Here is a 17,040-nt window from a genome sequence, read left to right on the forward strand (position 1 = left end):
GCCCGGGCCGGTCCCGGGCTTGCTTGGCAGCCGGCATGCATCCGCACGCCGCCGCCTTTGTCGGACTCCCGACACCCGCTCCCGCCCCGGCCGCGCCGCCGGCGGGCTTCGTGCCGCGCCGGCTCGCGCGCGGCCAGGTGCTGTGCGCGCCGGGCGACGGCCGCAACCTCGTCTTCTTCGTCGCCAGCGGCCGGCTGCGCGTGCACCTCGCCGGCACCAACCGCGAGCTGACGCTGGCCTTCCTGGAGCCGGGCGACGTCTATTCGACACACTCGCCGGCCTGGGTGACGGCGGCCGCGGCGTCCACCGTCTGGACCATCGACACCCGCGCCTTCCTGCAGCGCCTGTCGGACGACCCGGCGCTCTTGCCGCCGGTGATGGCGGTGCTGGGCCGCCTGCTGACCGGTGCCGTCGGCCTGGTCGAGGACCTCGCCTTCCGCGAGGTGCCGTCGCGGCTCGCGCGCTTCGTGCTCGGGCTGGCGCAGCGCCGCGGCGAACGTTCGGGCGAGGCGCTGCTGCTGCCGCTGGACCTGAGCTTCGAGGACATCGCCAGCCTGCTGGGCAGCACGCGGCAGACGGTGTCGGCGCTGGTCAGCCAGTGGCAGCGCGAAGGCCTGCTCGAACGCCGCGGCCGGCGTTGCCTGCGCATCCCGTCGGCGCAGGCGCTGCAGGCGCTGGAGGCCATCGCTGGCCGGCGCGAACCGGGCGAAGCGTCGCCTGGACGACGGACGGCGGCCGCGCCCCGCGCGCACAGTGCATCGTGTCCGTCCACCCGGAGCCGACTTCCGTGAGCCACTCCCCCTGCGGCGATTGCCGCAAGACCGACCGCTACGTCAGCTTCGCCGGCATCGACTGCGCCGGCAACGCCCGCCGCATCATCGAGATCATCGACACCCATCTCGCGGTGCCGGGCCGGCGCGACCGTTTCTGGGACTACTTCGACCGCAAGCGCCAAGGAGGTTCGGGGCCGCGGCCCGACGACCTGTTCCTCGTGCACTCGCACCTCAACCAGATCCGCGAGTACTTCGAAGCCTGGGCCGACGAAGCGGCGATCGTGCTGCTCGACCGCGTCGAGGAGGAGTGCTGCTGAAGATGTATGCGCCGTGCAGATCTGCACGGCGAAAGCTGCGTTCATCTTGAAACAGTATAAATGCGAGAAACAAATAATCCGATTCCAAGAACTGCACAGTTTGAACGGTTGCCGTTCGTGGGAAGGACTTCTCCGTGCTCGCATTGCTCGACCGATGGTCGTTGTCGCGAAAGCTGACGCTGATCGGCGTGCTGGCCTTCGCGCTGCTCGTCGTGCCCGGCACGCTGGCGGTCACCGCCGCCGTCGAGCAGGTCCGCCAGGCGAAGCACGAGCTGCAGGGGCTGGCCCCGGCGACGGCGCTGATGCAGCTCGCCCGGCTGACGGCCCAGCACCGCGGGCTGTCCAACGCGGCGCTCGGCGGCAATGCCGACGCCGAGGCGCAGCGGGCTGCGGTGCGCCAGAAGATCGATGCCGCTTCGACCCAGGCGCGCGACGCGCTGGCGACCCTGGGTGACGCCGGGCTGGGTCGGCGGTTCCAGGAGCTGGTCGCCGCCGAGCGCGATCTGACCGAGGCCGTCGCGGCGCGGCGCATCGACCCGCCGAAGAGCTTCCAGCGCCACACCGAACTCGTCGACCGTCAGCTCGACCTGCTGTACGACCTGACGGCCGTCGCCGAGATCGTGCTGCACCCGGTGGCCTCGGGCTACTTTCTGCAGGACGCGACGCTCAACCACCTGCCGCAGCTGTCCGAGCTGCTGGGCCAGCTGCGCGGCACCGGCATGGGTTTGCTGGTGCGCGGCGAAGCCACGCCGACGCAGCGCGCCCGGGTCGCCGGCCTGGTGGAACGGGTTCGCGGCGCGAACGCCGAGCTTGCACGGGCGCTGGAGCACGCGGTCGACGCCGACGCCTCGCTCGCCGGCACGCTGGGCGCCCGGGCGCACGAAGCGCACGAGGCGGTCGACCGTGGCCTGGAGTTCGTTTCGCACGAGGTCGTCGACGCCGCGGTGCTCGACCACCCCAGCGCCGATTGGTGGAAGCGCACCACCGAGGTCATCGACCTGCAGTACGCGCTGGCCGAAGTGGCCGTCGCCGCGCTGCAGGCCGAGCTCGAGCATTACGCCAGCGCGCGTGTCAGCCGCCTGGGCTGGGCGCTGGCACTGCTGGTGCTGCTGGGGGCGGCCACCGCCTGGCTGATGTGGCAGATCGCGCGCCGCAGCGCGCACTCGCTGGAGACGGCGATCGACGCCGCCAACGCCGTCGCCGCAGGCGACCTCGGCCGGCGCCTGCCGCTGCCGCCCGAACACGCCCGCGACGAGGGCCAGCGCATGCTGCGGGCGATGCACGCGATGTGCGCCCAGCTCGTCGGGCTGGTCGGCACGGTGCGCGACAACGCCTCGCAGATCGCCACCGCCAGCAGCGAGATCGCCAACGGCAATGCCGACCTCAGCGCCCGCACCGAGCAGCAGGCCGCCAGCCTGCAGCAGACCGCGGCGAGCATGGACGAGATGACGGCCACCGTCGCCCAGACCTCCGAACACGCCCACCAGGCCAGCCGCATGGCCGCGGCGGCCGCCGAGGCCGCCGGCCGCGGCGGCGAGGTCGTGCAGCGCGTCGCCTCGACGATGGCCGAGATCGAGGCCGGCTCGCGGCGCATCGGCGACATCGTCGGCACGATCGACTCGATCGCCTTCCAGACCAACATCCTGGCGCTCAACGCCGCCGTCGAGGCGGCGCGCGCCGGCGAGCACGGCCGCGGTTTCGCCGTCGTCGCCTCCGAGGTACGGGCGCTGTCGCAGCGCAGCGCCGAGGCGGCGCGCCAGGTGCGCACGCTGATCGCCGCCAGCGGCAGCTCGGTCGAGGCCGGCGGCACGCTGGCGCGCGCCGCGGGCGAGGACATGCACGCCATCGTCGAGCAGGTGCGCCGCGTCGCCGCGCTGATCGCCGAGATCACCGCCGCCAGCGGCGAGCAGACGGTGGGCATCGGCCAGGTCAACAGTGCCGTCGGCGACCTGGACCGCACGACGCAGCAGAACGCCGCGCTGGTCGAGCAGAGTGCCGCCGCCGCCGACAGCCTGCGCCAGCAGGCGGCCCGGCTGGCCGAGGCGGTGGGCGCGTTCCGTCTCTGAGCCGCGATCGCGGCCGGCCGCAGGCATACCGTTTGCCCCTTGGGCCGGTCATGCCGAGCCGGCCCCTGCCGTCATCCCGGAATCCTCTTCGTTGCCGGACGCCCGAACCGTTGCCGGCCTGGGCGGGGCGATCGTGAACCCGGTGTCGAGGGCGCTTCCGCTGCGCGCCTACCTGCGGCGGCTGGTGTGGTGGTGCATGCTGCCGACGCTGCTGCTGGCCGTCGGGCTGGGGCTGCACGGCATCCGCGCCGCGCGCGAGGCCCAGGACCGCCAGGCCGAGGCGCTGGCGCGCGGGCTGGCAGCCGCGGTCGACCAGCACCTCGCCGCCCGCCTCGGCGCGCTGCAGGTGCTGGCCGAGTCGGCCGACGACGGCGACAGTCCCGAGGTCCTCTACCGGGCCGCGGCGAGTTTCCGCAGCTCTTTCGGTGGTCAGGTCGCGCTCAGCGAGGCGGGCCACCACCTCGTCTTCCACACGCAGCGGCCTTACGGCAGCCCCTTGCCGCCGATGTCTGCGCCGGCGCGCGCGCTGGCGCAGCGGTCGGTCGAGCTGCGGCGCGCGCTCGTCACCGACGCCTTCCGCGGCAGCGTCGCCGGCCATGACGTGGTGGCCGTGCTCGCCCCGCTGGGGCCGCATTCCGGCCGGCCCGGGGCGCTGCTGTGGTCGACGCTGGAGCCCTCGGAGCTGGCCTCCTGGCTGGGCACGGCGCCGCGGCCCGAGGGCGCGCTGCTGGCGCTGCTCGACGGTGGCGGCCGCGTGCTCGCCGGCGACGCCGCGATCGGCACCCACGACGGCGACCATCGTTTCGTCGGCCGCAGCTCGCTGTCGTCGTGGAGCGTCGTCGTCGACGTGCCGCGCGGCCGCGAGCGCGCCGCGGTGGTCACCGCGGCACAGTGGCTGGCGCTGGCGATGGCGGCGGCCGCGCTCAGCGGCCTGCTCGGCGGCGCCATCGCCAGCCGGCCGCTGTCGCGCGGGCTCGATGCGCTGGTCGAGCGGCGCGGCCCGCCCGACGCCCGGCCGATCGCCGAGATCGAGGCGGTGCGCGGCCGCCTCGACGAAGCCGAGCGCGCCCGCGTCGGAGCGCTCGGCGAACTGGACGAACACCGCGCGCTGCTGCGCCGCGTCGTCGACAGCATGAACGACATCGTCGTGATGACCGACGCCGAGCGCCGCATCTGCCTCGTCAACCAGGCGTTCACGCGCCAGTTCGGCTACCCGCCGGACGAGGTGATCGGGCGCACCACCGAGTTCCTTTACGCCGACCCGGCGCAGTACGCCTTCCTCGCCCAGGAGCGCCTGCCGGCCGAGCGCCCGCCGGCCGGCGCGACCTACGAGATGCGCTACCGCCGCCGCGACGGCAGCAGCTTCTGGGCCGACACCGATGCCGTGCGCCTGAGCGGCGAGGACGGGCGCATCAGCGGCATGCTGGGCGTGATGCGCGACGTCTCGCAGCGGCGCAACGCCGAGCAGCGGCTGCGACAGTCGGCGGCGCTGCTGTCGGCCTTCGTCGAACACGCGCCGCACAGCATCGCGCTGTTCGACGCCGGCATGGTCTGCCTGGCCGCCAGCGCGCGCTGGCGGCGCGATTTCGGAGTCGGCCTGCAGGTCGTCGGCCGTGCGCACTACGAGATCTTCCCCGACCTGCCGCCGGCCTGGCACGAGGCCCATGCCCAGGCGCTGGCCGGCATCCCGCAGGGCAGCGAGCGCGAGCTGTGGGTGCGCGCCGACGGCTCGCGCATGTGGCTGTCCTGGGCCGTCGTGCCCTGGCGCGGCGAGGACGGTGCCATCGGCGGCGTGATCATCTCGACCGAAGACATCACGGTGCGTGTCGCCTCGGCCGAGGCGCTGCGCGAGAGCACCGAACGGTTCGAGCGCGTGTTCCGCCACAGCCCGGTCGCCATCGCGATCGCCGACAGCCGCGACGGCCGCCTGGTCGACGCCAACCCGGCTTTCGAGGCGCTGCTGGGCTGGCAGCGCGACGAGCTGCTGGGCCGCAGCAGCGTGGACCTGGGGATCTGGGCCGTCGGCGAGGACCGCGACGCCGTCGTGCATCGCGTGCTCGCCGAAGGCGCGGTGCAGCTGGAGGCGCGCTGGTGCGCGCGCGACGGTACGCCAGTGGACGTCGTGTTCTCGGGCGCGCGCGTGGACATCGACGGCGTGCCGCACCTCGTCGGCATGGCCGCCGACATCCGCGAACAGAAGGCCGCGCGCGCCGCGCTCGAGCGCGAGCAGGAGGAACTCGAGAGCCTGGTCGCGCGCCGCACCGCCGAGCTCGAGGCGATGCAGGTCGAGCTGGCCCGGCGCGCGCAGCAGGCCGAGGCCGCCAACCGCGCCAAGAGCGCCTTCCTGGCCAACATGAGCCACGAGATCCGCACGCCGATGAACGCCATCCTCGGCATGGCGCACCTGCTGGCGCGCGAGATCTCCGAGCCGCGCCAGCGCGAACGCCTGGCCAAGATCGGCGACGCCGGCGAGCACCTGCTGCAAGTGATCAACGACATCCTCGACCTGTCCAAGATCGAGGCCGGCAAGATGCAGCTCGAGCAGACCGAGTTCGCGCTCGACGAGCTGCTGGCGCGCTGCTTCGAGATCGTCGGCGAGCGCGCCAGCGCCAAGGGACTGGAGCTGGTGCTGGACACCGACCGCGTGCCGGCGCGCCTGCTCGGCGACCCGACGCGGCTGTCGCAGGCGCTGATTAACCTGCTGGCCAACGCGATCAAGTTCACCGAGCACGGCTGGGTCGGGCTGCGCACCGAGCTGATGCAGGACGACGGCGAGCGGCTGCTGGTGCGTTTCGAGGTGCGCGACACCGGCGAAGGCATCACGCCGGAGCGCCAGGCGCGGCTGTTCCACGCCTTCGAGCAGGCCGACGCGTCGAGCACGCGTCGCCACGGCGGCACCGGCCTCGGGCTGGCGCTGACGCGCCACATCGCCGAGCTGATGGGCGGTGACGTCGGCGTGCAGAGCACGCCCGGCGCCGGCAGCCGCTTCTGGTTCAGCGCCTGGCTGGCCCAGGTGCCCGAGCTGCGCGCGCCGGCCGCGCCGGCGACCGCGCCGCCGGTGCTGGCCGGCATGACGGCGCTGCTCGTCGACGACCTGCAGGAAGCGCGTGTCGTGCTCGCCGAGCGGCTGCAGCGCATGGGCCTGACGGTCGACGCGGCCGACGGCGGCGAGGCCGCGCTCGCCCAGGCGCGCCGGCGTCTGGATGCCGGCGGCGGCTACGACATCGCGCTCGTCGACTGGCTGATGGCGCCGATGGACGGCCTGGAGACGACGCGCCAGCTGGCCGCGCTGCTGGGCCCGCGCATGCCGCCGACGGTGCTCGTCACCGCGGCCGACGAGCCGGGCATCGGCGCCCTGGCCGCGGCGGTGGGCTGCGTCGCCGTGCTCGCCAAGCCGGTGACGCCGTCGGCGCTGCTGGACACCGTGCTGCGCGTCGTGCGCCGGCGCGACGCCGCGGCCGAGTCCGCGCCGGCCCCGGTCGGCGACGCCGAGCGCCGGCTGCGTGCGCTGTACGCCGGCCAGCGTGTGCTGCTGGCCGAGGACAACCCGATCAACCAGGAAGTCGCCGAGGAGCTGCTGCGCACGGTCGGCCTGCTCGTCGACACCGCGGTCGACGGCCGCCAGGCGGTCGACCGGGCGCTCGCCGGCGGCCACGCGCTGGTGCTGATGGACCTGCAGATGCCGGGGCTCGACGGCTTTGCCGCGACGCGCGAGATCCGCGCCCGGCTGGGGCCGGCGCTGCCGATCGTCGCGATGACCGCCAACGCCTTCGACGAAGACCGCGAGCTCTGCCTGCAGGCCGGCATGAACGACCACGTGCCCAAGCCGGTGAGCCCGGAGCAGCTGTACGCGACGCTGCTGCGCTGGCTGCCGGCGGCCGCGGGCGCGGCGACGCCGCCGCCTGCCGCCGCCGGAGACACGCTGCTGCCGGCGCGTCTGGCCGGCGTGCCGGGGCTGGAAGTCGGGGCGGCGCTCGAGCGCCTGGGCGGCAGCGCGGCGATGTTCGAGCGCCTGCTGCGGCGTTTCGTCGCCACCTATGGCGACGGCGTCCCGGCCCTCGTCGCCGCCGCGCGTGCCGGCGACGGCATGGCCTGCCGCCACGCCGCGCATTCGCTGCGCGGTGCCGCGGCCACCGTCGGTGCGGCAGCGCTGGTGCAGCGGCTGGCGGCGCTGGAGCGGGCGCTGGGCGAACACGGCCTGACGCCGGCCGACCGCGACGAGGCGATCGCGCTGGACACGGCGCTGCGCCAGCTCGTCGCGCGGCTGGACGCGGCGCTGGCCTGAGCCCCGGTCGCCCGCCGCCGGGCACGGGCACTCGGGGCGGCGTTCGACGCGTCGGCGGCGAGCGGCTAGGCTCCAGGCATCACCTTCGTGCCTGCCCCCCGATGCCGTTGCCGCTTTCGTCCTCGTCCCGTCTTTGCCTGCTCTCTGCGGCCGCCGCATGCGTGCTCGCCGGCTGCGCCTCGGCGCCCGCCGGCATCGACGCCCAGTGGCGCGCGCCCGACGCCGGCCGGCCCCTGGGCGGCGGCGTGCGCGTGCTCGTCGCCTGCGAGGCCGCCGAGACGGCGCTGGTGCGCCTGTGCGTCGAACGGTTCAGCGCCGAGCTGACGGCCCGCGGCGCCACCGCCGTGGCCGCGCCCGACGCGCCTCCGCCGGCGGCTGCCGGCCCGCGCGACGATGCACGCTACGTCGCGCTGGCGCGCCAGGCCGGCGCCCAGGCGGTCTGGGTCGGCAGCGTCTCGGCGGCGCCGGCCGAGCCGCGGTCCAGCGGCATGTCGATCGGGCTCGGCGGCTTTCACATCGGCGGCGGGGGCAGCGGGGTCGGGGTCGGCGTGACGCTGCCGGTCGGTTCGGCCGGCACTGCCGCGGTCGAGTACGCCGCCGAGGCGCGCATCACCGAGGTCGCCGGCGGCCGGCTGCAATGGACGGCGCGTGCCGCTTCGGGCGGCGGCGGCGACGCCGGCGCGCAGCTCGACGGCCTGTCGCGCCGTCTCGTCGACGCGGCGGCCGCCGCCGGCCTGTTCTGAGTCCCGCGGTCCCGGTGCGTTTCGTCGCGCTGATCGCGCTGCTGCACGCGCTGATCGCGTGGCGCTTGGCCGCGCCGCTGCCGCTGGCCGGGGTGCTGGCCGTCGTCGCCGTCGCCGCGCTGTCGACAGCGCTGATCCCGATGTCCTTCGCCGGCCGCCGCGGGCGCGACCGCGCCGTCGCCGACCGCTGGTCCTGGGCCGGTTTCATCGCGATGGGGCACTTCGCGATCGTCTTCGCGCTGGTGCTGCTGCGCGAGGCCTGGCTGCTCGCCGCCGCGGGGCTGGGCTGGGCGCCGCAGGCGCGCGACAGCGCGCTGGTTGTGCTGCTGCTGGCGCCGCTGCTAACGCTGGTGGCGATCGCCGGTGCCCGCCGCACGCCAAAGCTGCGCACCGTGCGCGTGCCGCTGCCCGGGCTGCCGCCGGCGCTGGAAGGCTTCACGATCGTGCAGATCAGCGACCTGCACGTCGGCCCGACGATCAAGCGCGGCTGGGTGCAGGCCGTCGTCGAGCGCGCCAATGCCGCCGGCGCCGACCTCGTCGCACTCACCGGAGACCTGGTCGACGGCCGCGTCGAGGATCTGCGCGAGGACTTCGCGCCGCTGGCCGCGCTGCGCGCGCGCCACGGCGTCTTCGCCGTCACCGGCAACCACGACTACTACTCGGGCGCGCTGCCGTGGATCGCCGAGTGGCGGCGCTGCGGCATCGTGCCGCTGGTCGACGAACACCGCGTCGTCGAACACGGCGGTGCCCGGCTGGTCGTCGCCGGCGTCGCCGACTTCAACGCCGCAGGCTTCGAGCCTTCGCACCGCAGCGACGCACGCCGGGCGCTGGACGGCGCACCGGCCGGGGCGCCCCGGCTGCTGCTGGCGCACCAGCCGCGCAGCGCCGCGGCGGCGGCCGAGGCGGGCGCCGATCTGCAGCTCTCCGGTCACACCCACGGCGGCCAGATCTGGCCCTGGGGGCTGCTGGTGCCGCTGCAGCAGCCGATCACCGCCGGGCTGCAGCGTGTCGGCCGCATGCGCGTCTACGTCAGCCGCGGCACCGGCTACTGGGGCCCGCCGCTGCGCCTGGGTGCGCCGTCGGAGATAACGCGGCTGGTGCTGGTGCGGGAGGCCGGCCGCTAGCGCGGCAGAATCCGGGCACCGCTCAATGCCGGAGCCTCGATGACCTCAGCCAGCCGCCGCCGTGCCCTGCAGACCCTGGCCGCCGCCGCGGCCATGCCCTGGCTGGCGGCGGCGCGCGCCGAGGGCCGCACGATCCGGCTGCTGGTCGGTTTCCCGCCCGGCGGCGGCACCGATGCGATCGCACGCGTGCTCGCCGAGCGGCTGAAGGACGAGCTGGGCGCCACGGTCATCGTCGACAACCGCCCCGGTGCCGGCGGCCAGCTCGCCGCGCAGGCGCTGAAGGCCGCCGCGCCGGATGGCACGACCTTCTTCCTGTCGCACGACCACACGATCTCGATCCTGCCGCTGGTCGTGCGCCAGCCGGGTTTCGACCCGGCGCACGACTTCGTGCCGGTGGCCGGTTTCGCCAGCTTTCCGAACGCCTTCGCGGTGTCCTCGGGCACGCCGGCGCGCACGCTGGGCGAGTACGTCGCCTGGGTGCGCAAGCAGGGCGGCAAGAGTGCGGTCGGCGTTCCGGCGGCGGCCTCGGTGCCGGAGTTCCTGGTCAAGGTCGTCGGCCAGCGCCACGGGCTGGACCTGGTCGCCGTGCCCTACCGCGGCAGCGCGCCGATGATGTCCGACATGCTGGGGCAGCAGATCGCCGCCGGCGTCGGTTCGGTGCCCGACTTCATCGAGAACCACCGCCACGGCCGGCTGCGCATCGTCGCCGTGATGGGCTCCCAGCGCCTGGCGCAGATGCCCGAGGTGCCGACGCTGGCCGAGTCCGGCGTGCCGGGTTTCGACGAGCTGCCGTACTACGGCGTCTTCGCACCGGCGGGCACGGCGAAGGCGACGATCGACGGCTTCGCTGCGGCCTTGTCGCGCGTGCTCGCGCAGCCGTCGGTGCACGAGCGGCTGACGGCGATGGGGCTGTCGGTCGGCTACGTCGGCCCGGCGCAGCTCGGCGCGCGCGAGCGCGCCTACACCGCGGCCTGTGCGCGCATCATCAAGGCCAGCGGCTTCCAGCCGCAGTGAAGGCCGCCGGCCGGCGCCGCGCCAGCGCCCGCTGGCGCAGCTCGCAGGCCAGCGCGCTGGAGCCGGTGATGGCGACCGAGGTCCCCAGCGCCAGCGGCCACCACGAGCCGCTGGCCGCGGAGATCGCGGCGCCGCCGACGACGCCGGCCAGGCCGGCCACGTAATGGTGCAGGGCAGGGCAGAGCAGCAGGTTCATCGTCCTTCTCCTCGTCGGTCGCCGTCGCGGCGGGTTCAGCTCACCAGGAAGTCGATCACCACCGCACCGGGGACGCGCTGGCGGTAGGTGGCGCGCACGCGGCCACCGAAGTGCTGCTCGATCTGCATCAGCAGCGGCAGCGGGTCATGGTCGTTGGCGAAACGCATCGTCTCGCCGGGGTCCAGCGCGTCGAGCGCGCCGAAGATCGCCGCGTGGCGGAAACGCTTGGCGATGCCGCGCGCGTCGAAAACATGGATGCCGTCCTCGGACGGCTGGGAGCAGGAACAGGACATCAGCTTGGCCTCGTTGAAGATGCATTCAGCGTATTGCTTCTGAATGATCAAATCCTTAAGATGCTTCAACTATGCAGCTTCAAGCAGTCCTGCCACCGGCGGCCGAGACCGCCTCCGACGAGCCCGATGCACCGGACGGGCCGCGTCTGCTCGGCGACCTCGCGGTCTGGCTGGTCATCGCCGCCGAACTGCTGACCTTCGGGCTGCTGTTCGTCTCCTATGCCTTCGCGCGGCTGCAGGATCCGGCGGCGTTCGACGCCTTGCAGGCCACGCTGGACTTGGAACGCGGGGCGCTGAACACGGTGCTGCTGGTCAGCGGCAGCGCCGCGGTGGCGCATGCGGTGGCGTCGTTCGAGCGTGGCCGCACGCCGGCAGCGCGGCGCTGGCTGCTGGCCGCGCTGGGCTGCGGCCTCGGCTTCACGGTGCTGAAGTCGGCGGAGATCGCCGCCAAGGTGGCCGCCGGCGCCGACCTGTCGGCCGAGACCTTCTGGATGTTCTATCTGCTGCTGTCGGGCTTTCACCTGCTGCACGTCGTCGCCGCGGCGGTGTTCCTGGCCATCGTCTGGTGGCTGGCCGGGCGCGGCGCCTACGGACCGGGCCGCACCCACGTGCCGGAGACCGCGGCCGCCTTCTGGCACATGGTCGATCTGCTGTGGATCGTGCTGTTCCCGCTGCTCTACGTGATGAGGTGAACATGTCGCGCATCGATCTCGTCTGGGCCGGCCTGGTCGCGGCCACGCTGGTGACCTTCGCCGTCGGCGAGTCGGGCGGCGCCGACGGCGCCGCGACCTGGCCGGTGCTGCTGGTCTTCGCGCTGGCGCTGGCCAAGGGCGCGGCCGTGGCGCTGGACTTCATGGGGCTGGCCTCGGCCCCGGCGCTGTGGCGCCGCATCGTGCTGGGCTGGCTGGGCGGCGTGGTCGCCTTGGTGCTGCTGGCCTGGTGGCTGGCGCGCATGACCTGAATGCGGGGGTGACCCCGGCCCGCGGGGTTCAGAGCGCGAAGGCGCCGGCGGAACATGCCGCCATGGACACGCCCAAGCCCGAATCCACCGCGTCCCAGGTTCCCGCCTCGGCCCGTGCCGCGCTGGCGGCGCTCGTCGAACTGCGCGACGAGCTGCAGAAGATGCACGCCGAACTCGAGTACCTGCGCCTGATGCTGCGCCTGAACGCGCGCGACTGATCGTCGCCGCCGGCCGCCGGCGCCTTCGCGGCCGCCGCGGCAATGATGACCGGGTGTCACCGGGACATGACGAAATGCGACCGGGAATCACCGCCAGGTGATATTTGGACATACCCCGTGGAATATCGTGACGCTGCCGTCATGAATATCGTTCGAGGGGAATGATGGGGGGATTTGTGGGCGCTATTTGAGGATTCTCCCGGGGGCTACCTTCCTAAGCTGACAGCACTTGGAAGGAGCGCCCATGAGCACCATCGGAACCCTCGCTTCGGCGTACATCAATCCCCGCACCGACGTCGGTGCCTACGAACGCAACACCAAGGCCTTCGGCCCCGTCGTCGCCACCGCGATCGGTGCTGCCGATGCCGCCAGCGGCGTCTGCGAATCGACCTGCTCGTTCAGCAGCGACGCGCTGAACGCGCTCGACGACTGGGTCGACCAGGGCGTCGCCGCGGTCAACTCGGTCGGCGACACCGTGGTCGGCCTGGCGAACGCCGTGCAGGACGGCGTCGTCGGCACGGTCGACGGCGTCAAGAGCGCGTTCGACAGCGTCGTCGACACCGTGTCCGGCGCCGCGCAGAGCGTGGCTAGCACCGTCGGCAGCGCCGTCGACGAGGTCGAGAGCCTGGCCTCCGGGACCGCCGACGCCGTGTCCGACGCCGCGGGTGCGGTCGCCGACGGGGCCGGCAAGGTGTTGGACGGCGTCGTCGACGCCTTCGACACCGTCGCCGGCTATGCCGCGATGGGAGCGCTGTCCGTCGGGCAGGCGATCCATGAAGCCGTCTGACAGGCGCCGTGCGGCGGTGCTGGCTGTCAGCGCGGCGGCCTTGCTGCCGGGCTGCTCGATCGTCTCGCCGGTGCCCGCGCTGGAACTGATGAAAGCCGCCAGCGGCGCCGTGCACCACGCCATCCTGTACGGCCCGAGCCAAGCCACGAACACCGTCTTCCACGATTCGGGGGACGTTTCAGCGGTTTGCATCGAATATCGCCCGGACGGCCACATCGTGGATTTAGTGCCGGCACTGCAGGCCGAACTGAAAAAACGCAATGTCGACAGCCGGGTCTATGAAACGGGGACCCCGCTGGAAACCTGCAAAGCCTGGGTGAAATACAGCGCGACGATCGACTGGGATACCGCGCTGTTCGGTGACGAATACCACCCGTATCTGCGTCAGGCATCGCTCACGCTGCAGACCGGGAACGGCCGCACGCTGGCCACCAGCCAGTACCGGCTCGAAGGCCTGCTCGAAGCGGGCAAATGGTCGAGCACACGCGAAAAGCTCTCGCCGGTGGTCTCCGCACTGCTCACCGGCGACTGATTCCTGCAAACCCAACTCCGAGAACGCCGTCATGAAGAACCCTTCGATCCTCGGGCCGCTGGTGGGCCTGGCTGCCGTGCTGGCCGGTTGCGCCGACACGCCGACCACCTCGCTGCGCGTGCCGACCGCCGTCACCGCCGTCGCGCCGCCGGCCTACGTCGAGCGCGCGCCGACCGGCTCGCTGTTCCAGCCGAACGCGCCGATCGCGACGATGTTCTCGGGCGAGAAGCGGCCGCGTGCCATCGGCGACACGCTGAAGGTCGAGATCAACGAGAAGCTGACGGCCAACCAGAAGGTGGCCACCGACACCAGCCGCGAGAACAAGATCGCGACCAAGGGGCCGGGCACCGACTCGGAGAACGTGCGTGGCGCGCTGAAAAGCCTGCTGAACCTGGACGCCACGGCCAGCGGCAGCGATTCCTTCGTCGGCAAGGGCTCGACCGAGAACTCCAACAAGTTCACCGGGCGCATCGCCGCCTCGGTCATCAACGTGCTGCCCAACGGCTACCTGGTGGTCGCCGGCGAGCGCAGCATCGCCTACAACGAAGGCGTGACGACGCTGCGTTTCTCGGGCGTCGTGAACCCCGACGACATCAAGGCCGGCAACGTCGTCGCCTCCGGCGACATCGTCGATGCGCGCCTGGAGGCGGTGGGCCGCGGCGGCGTGGCCGACACCGCGTCGCGCAGCTGGATGCAGCGCTTCCTCAGCAAGGGGCTGGCGATCTGGTGAGTTGGGTGTCGAGCCAGGCCTCGATCGCGGCTCCGAGTTCGTTCTCGTGGCGGCGCATCAGCCAGTGGCCGGCGTCGAGTTCGAGCACACGGTTGGCCGGCTCGCGGGCGATGCGCTCGAGCCAGCGCCGCGACTGGAAGGCGAAGGGCTTGCGCCGGCCCCAGGCGTAGAACATCGGGCACTCGGGCACGAAGACCCGGGGCCGGCCGAAACCGCCGGCAGCGCCGAACCACTGCACCGCATACGGCCAGCCCATCGCGGCGGTGGCGTGTTCGGGGTCCGGCGCGTGGAAGAGGCGGGCGGCCGAGCGTGCGACGGCGTCGCCGGGCGCGCCGCCCACGCGCCAGGCGGTGGCCAGCGTCAGCTGGTAGGCGAGTGCGCCCAGCTGGCCTCGCCAGCCCATCTCGGCGCGGTTGGCCTTCGATCCGGCGTCGCCGCCGATGTCCAGCGCGACGATGGCGCGCACACGATCGGGGTGGCGTTCGGCGAAGCGATAGCCGAAGAAGCAGCCCCAGTCGTGCAGCACGAGCACGACCGGCCGCCCGGGGCTCGCGGCGTCGCAGACTGCCTGCAGCGTGGCCACGACCTCGTCGAGCGAACGCGCGCGTGGGTCGTCACCGGGGGCGAAACCCGGCAGCGTGAAACGTGCGCAGCGCCGGCGCGGGGCCAGCGCTGCGACCAGACCGTCCCATACGCTGTGGCGGTCGGGCCAGCCGTGAACGAAGACGAGGGTGTCCTCGCCACGGCCTTCGAGATGGACGGTGACACCGCCGGCCTGCAGCGTCGAGACGTCGACGGCCGGCGGTGCGCTCGTCACGGCTTGCGGCCGAGCGCGTGCGCCGCATCGCGCACGTCGCCCACCTTCTTCTGCGTCTTGCCTTCGGCCTGACGGGCCAGGCCCTTGGCCTGCATCTCGTGGTCGCCGACAGCTTCGCCGGTCTTGCGCTGGATCTTGCCGGCCATGTCCTTGGCGGCGCCCTTCACGTGATCGCTGTTCATGCAGTGCTCCTGGTGTCGCGGCACGGTGGCCGCATGAGCACAGGATGCGTGGTGCCGCGGGCGCCGCCTGCCGGCCGGCAGCGCGCTCGCGGGTGGGAACCATCCTACGGCCTCCGGGGACTGCCTGTTTCTTGAGCATTCCAGGGAAAACCCTCGGCTCACAGTCACTTACGAGTCGCGCCCCCGGGTTGTCCACAGGGATACCCAGTGCCGCCGGGGACAGACCGCCGCCTGCCGCGGCCTTGTCTTGTGATCTGTGAAGCAGGTCACGCTGCGGGCCACGCCATGGTGAAACCATCGTTTCAGCGAGGGAATGACGTGCTCCAGGTCGCATTCAGCGACTCAACTCCGACCTGTGCGGCGCCGATGCAGCGGGGTATCTGCGTTCCCGGTCGCCTGACCTGTCGCGCACTCTCGTTCGCGTCAACCGGAGTTCTTGATGAAGACATGGAACGATCTGCGCATCGGCCTGAAGCTCGGCGTCGGCTTTGCAGTCGTGATGCTGGCGACGGCCGTCGTCGCGGTGTTCGGCCGCTATGCCCTCGAAGGCGTCGGCGGTCAGGTCCACGAGCTGGTCGAGCATCGCCAGGCCAGCGTCGGCAAGGCGCGTGACGTCAAGGACGAGCTCAACATCGTCGCGCGCGGCGTGCGCAACGTCGCGCTGCTGCAGGATGCCAAGCAGATCGACGCCGAGATCGAGCGCATCCGCGGCTGCGAAGCCCGCATCGCCAAGCTGCTCGACGGCCTGAAGGCCGGCGACCTGGATGGCGAGGGCTCGAAGCGCCTGGACGCCGTCTTCGGCGCCCGCGAGACCTACACCCCGCTGCTGACCCGGGCGCTGGAGCTGGCCACCGCCAACCAGGATGCCGAAGCCCGCGACATGCTGCTCAAGCAGGTGCGGCCGGCCCAGGCGGCCTATCTGAAGTCGCTGGACACCTACGTCGAACACGAGGTCGCGCGCATGCGCGCCAGTGCCGAAGCGACCGAGGCCGCGATCGCGCGCGCCGAGACGGTGATGCTGCTCGTCGCGCTGTTCGCGCTCGGCTGCGGCGGCGCGCTGGGCTGGCTGATCACGCGCAGCGTGACGCGGCCGCTGCGCTCGGCGCTGCAGGTGACCGAACGCGTGTCGGCCGGCGATCTGTCCGGCCCGGTGCCGGCCGGTGGCCGCGACGAACTGGGCGTGCTGCTGCGTTCGCTGGACGGCATGCAGGACAGCCTGCGCCAGCTGGTCGGCGGCGTGCGCGGCAACGCCGAGAGCGTGGCCACGGCCAGCGCCGAGATCGCGCGTGGCAACCAGGACCTGAGCCAGCGCACCGAGGAACAGGCCGGCGCGCTGCAGCAGACCGCGGCGACGATGGAGCAGCTGGGCGCCACGGTGCGCCAGAACGCGACCAGCGCGCGTGAGGCCAACACGCTGGCGCACGGCGCTTCGCAGGTCGCGGCCCAGGGCGGGGCGGCGGTCGACGAGATGCTGGGTTCGATGAAGAGCATCACCGCCTCGTCGCGCCAGGTCGCCGACATCGTCGGCGTCATCGACGCGATCGCCTTCCAGACCAACATCCTGGCGCTGAACGCCGCGGTCGAGTCGGCGCGTGCCGGCGAAGCCGGACGCGGCTTCGCCGTCGTCGCCGGCGAGGTGCGCACGCTGGCCCAGCGCAGCGCCGAGTCGGCGCGCCAGATCCGCACCCTGATCGGCCAGAGCGTCGAGCGCATCGAGCAGGGCGCCGCCCAGGCCGAACGCGTGGGCCGCACGATGCACGAGGTGGTGCAGGCCATCGGCCGCGTCAACACGGTGATCGAGACGATCAGCACCGCCAGCGCCGAGCAGAGCGACGGCATCGACCAGGTCGGCCACGCGGTCGGCCAGATGGACACCGTGACGCAGCAGAACGCCGCGCTGGTCGAAGAGAGCGCTGCCGCCGCCGAGAGCCTGCGCATGCAGGCGCAGCAGCTGGTCGGCGCGGTGTCGCGCTTCCAGCTGCCGCAGGCGGCCTGAAACGAC

The 17,040-nt window shown here is 72.9% G+C and carries 18 protein-coding genes; 14 read left to right on the forward strand and 4 right to left on the reverse strand.

The genetic code is table 11. The features are described 5' to 3' along the window. Positions 1 to 110: 110 nt before the first annotated feature. The 7 genes from RGE_RS11125 (at position 111) to RGE_RS11155 (ending at position 10,322) form a co-directional block, all read left to right on the forward strand. Entirely contained in the window at positions 111 to 791 is a 681-nt protein-coding gene (locus RGE_RS11125) for a Crp/Fnr family transcriptional regulator (RefSeq protein WP_232505013.1), read from the forward strand. Next, complete coding sequence (gene cowN / locus RGE_RS11130) at positions 788 to 1,090, forward strand: N(2)-fixation sustaining protein CowN (protein WP_014428486.1); 303 nt, start codon at positions 788 to 790, stop codon at positions 1,088 to 1,090. The genes RGE_RS11125 and cowN overlap by 4 nt, the downstream gene beginning before the upstream one ends. A gap of 134 nt (positions 1,091 to 1,224) precedes the next feature. Beyond that, positions 1,225 to 3,156 (forward strand): methyl-accepting chemotaxis protein, encoded by a 1,932-nt coding sequence (locus RGE_RS11135; protein WP_043784009.1) that lies wholly within the window; start codon positions 1,225 to 1,227, stop codon positions 3,154 to 3,156. 142 nt (positions 3,157 to 3,298) lie between these two features. Further along, on the forward strand, positions 3,299 to 7,441 hold the full coding sequence (locus RGE_RS23190) for a PAS domain S-box protein (RefSeq protein WP_148280166.1): 4,143 nt from the start codon (positions 3,299 to 3,301) through the stop codon (positions 7,439 to 7,441). A 101-nt stretch (positions 7,442 to 7,542) separates the two neighbouring features. Beyond that, positions 7,543 to 8,184, forward strand: coding sequence for a hypothetical protein (locus RGE_RS24280; RefSeq protein ID WP_158443091.1), 642 nt, complete (start codon positions 7,543 to 7,545; stop codon positions 8,182 to 8,184). 14 nt (positions 8,185 to 8,198) lie between these two features. Next, a complete protein-coding gene (locus RGE_RS11150) occupies positions 8,199 to 9,308 on the forward strand; it encodes a metallophosphoesterase (protein WP_014428490.1) in 1,110 nt (369 codons plus the stop codon). A gap of 39 nt (positions 9,309 to 9,347) precedes the next feature. After that, a complete protein-coding gene (locus RGE_RS11155; RefSeq protein WP_014428491.1) occupies positions 9,348 to 10,322 on the forward strand; it encodes a Bug family tripartite tricarboxylate transporter substrate binding protein in 975 nt (324 codons plus the stop codon). On the opposite strand, the gene RGE_RS11160 is transcribed toward RGE_RS11155, so the two are convergent. Continuing rightward, the gene (locus tag RGE_RS11160; RefSeq protein ID WP_014428492.1) at positions 10,294 to 10,518 is read right to left on the reverse strand and encodes a hypothetical protein; all 225 of its coding nucleotides are present in this window, start codon (positions 10,516 to 10,518) and stop codon (positions 10,294 to 10,296) included. The genes RGE_RS11155 and RGE_RS11160 overlap by 29 nt on opposite strands. Before the next feature lie 35 nt (positions 10,519 to 10,553). Continuing rightward, positions 10,554 to 10,811, reverse strand: a complete 258-nt coding sequence (locus RGE_RS11165) for a DUF2249 domain-containing protein (protein ID WP_014428493.1) — start codon at positions 10,809 to 10,811, stop codon at positions 10,554 to 10,556. A 71-nt stretch (positions 10,812 to 10,882) separates the two neighbouring features. On the opposite strand from RGE_RS11165, the gene RGE_RS11170 reads away from it, so the two are divergent. The 6 genes from RGE_RS11170 to RGE_RS11190 all read left to right on the forward strand — a co-directional run bounded on the left by RGE_RS11170 (position 10,883) and on the right by RGE_RS11190 (position 14,039). Next, positions 10,883 to 11,503, forward strand: a complete 621-nt coding sequence (locus RGE_RS11170; protein WP_014428494.1) for a cytochrome c oxidase subunit 3 — start codon at positions 10,883 to 10,885, stop codon at positions 11,501 to 11,503. A gap of 2 nt (positions 11,504 to 11,505) precedes the next feature. After that, entirely contained in the window at positions 11,506 to 11,772 is a 267-nt protein-coding gene (locus RGE_RS11175) for a cytochrome C oxidase subunit IV family protein (protein WP_014428495.1), read from the forward strand. A 62-nt stretch (positions 11,773 to 11,834) separates the two neighbouring features. Further along, on the forward strand, positions 11,835 to 11,990 hold the full coding sequence (locus tag RGE_RS24390) for a hypothetical protein (RefSeq protein WP_014428496.1): 156 nt from the start codon (positions 11,835 to 11,837) through the stop codon (positions 11,988 to 11,990). A gap of 244 nt (positions 11,991 to 12,234) precedes the next feature. Then, entirely contained in the window at positions 12,235 to 12,777 is a 543-nt protein-coding gene (locus RGE_RS11180) for a hypothetical protein (RefSeq protein WP_014428497.1), read from the forward strand. Next, entirely contained in the window at positions 12,764 to 13,309 is a 546-nt protein-coding gene (locus tag RGE_RS11185; protein WP_070099454.1) for a cell division protein FtsI, read from the forward strand. Before RGE_RS11180 ends, RGE_RS11185 begins: the two co-directional genes overlap by 14 nt. 31 nt (positions 13,310 to 13,340) lie before the next feature. Continuing rightward, the gene (locus tag RGE_RS11190) at positions 13,341 to 14,039 is read left to right on the forward strand and encodes a flagellar basal body L-ring protein FlgH (RefSeq protein ID WP_014428499.1); all 699 of its coding nucleotides are present in this window, start codon (positions 13,341 to 13,343) and stop codon (positions 14,037 to 14,039) included. On the opposite strand, the gene RGE_RS11195 is transcribed toward RGE_RS11190, so the two are convergent. Then, on the reverse strand, positions 14,014 to 14,856 hold the full coding sequence (locus RGE_RS11195; RefSeq protein WP_014428500.1) for an alpha/beta fold hydrolase: 843 nt from the start codon (positions 14,854 to 14,856) through the stop codon (positions 14,014 to 14,016). The genes RGE_RS11190 and RGE_RS11195 overlap by 26 nt on opposite strands. Then, positions 14,853 to 15,038, reverse strand: coding sequence for a CsbD family protein (locus RGE_RS11200; RefSeq protein WP_014428501.1), 186 nt, complete (start codon positions 15,036 to 15,038; stop codon positions 14,853 to 14,855). The genes RGE_RS11195 and RGE_RS11200 overlap by 4 nt, the downstream gene beginning before the upstream one ends. Positions 15,039 to 15,477: 439 nt before the next feature. Between RGE_RS11200 and RGE_RS11205 the strand changes: the two genes are divergently transcribed. Continuing rightward, the gene (locus RGE_RS11205; protein WP_014428502.1) at positions 15,478 to 17,034 is read left to right on the forward strand and encodes a methyl-accepting chemotaxis protein; all 1,557 of its coding nucleotides are present in this window, start codon (positions 15,478 to 15,480) and stop codon (positions 17,032 to 17,034) included. The last annotated feature ends 6 nt before the right edge of the window (positions 17,035 to 17,040 follow it).

This window comes from Rubrivivax gelatinosus IL144 (assembly GCF_000284255.1).
Lineage (GTDB): Bacteria > Pseudomonadota > Gammaproteobacteria > Burkholderiales > Burkholderiaceae_C > Rubrivivax > Rubrivivax gelatinosus_A.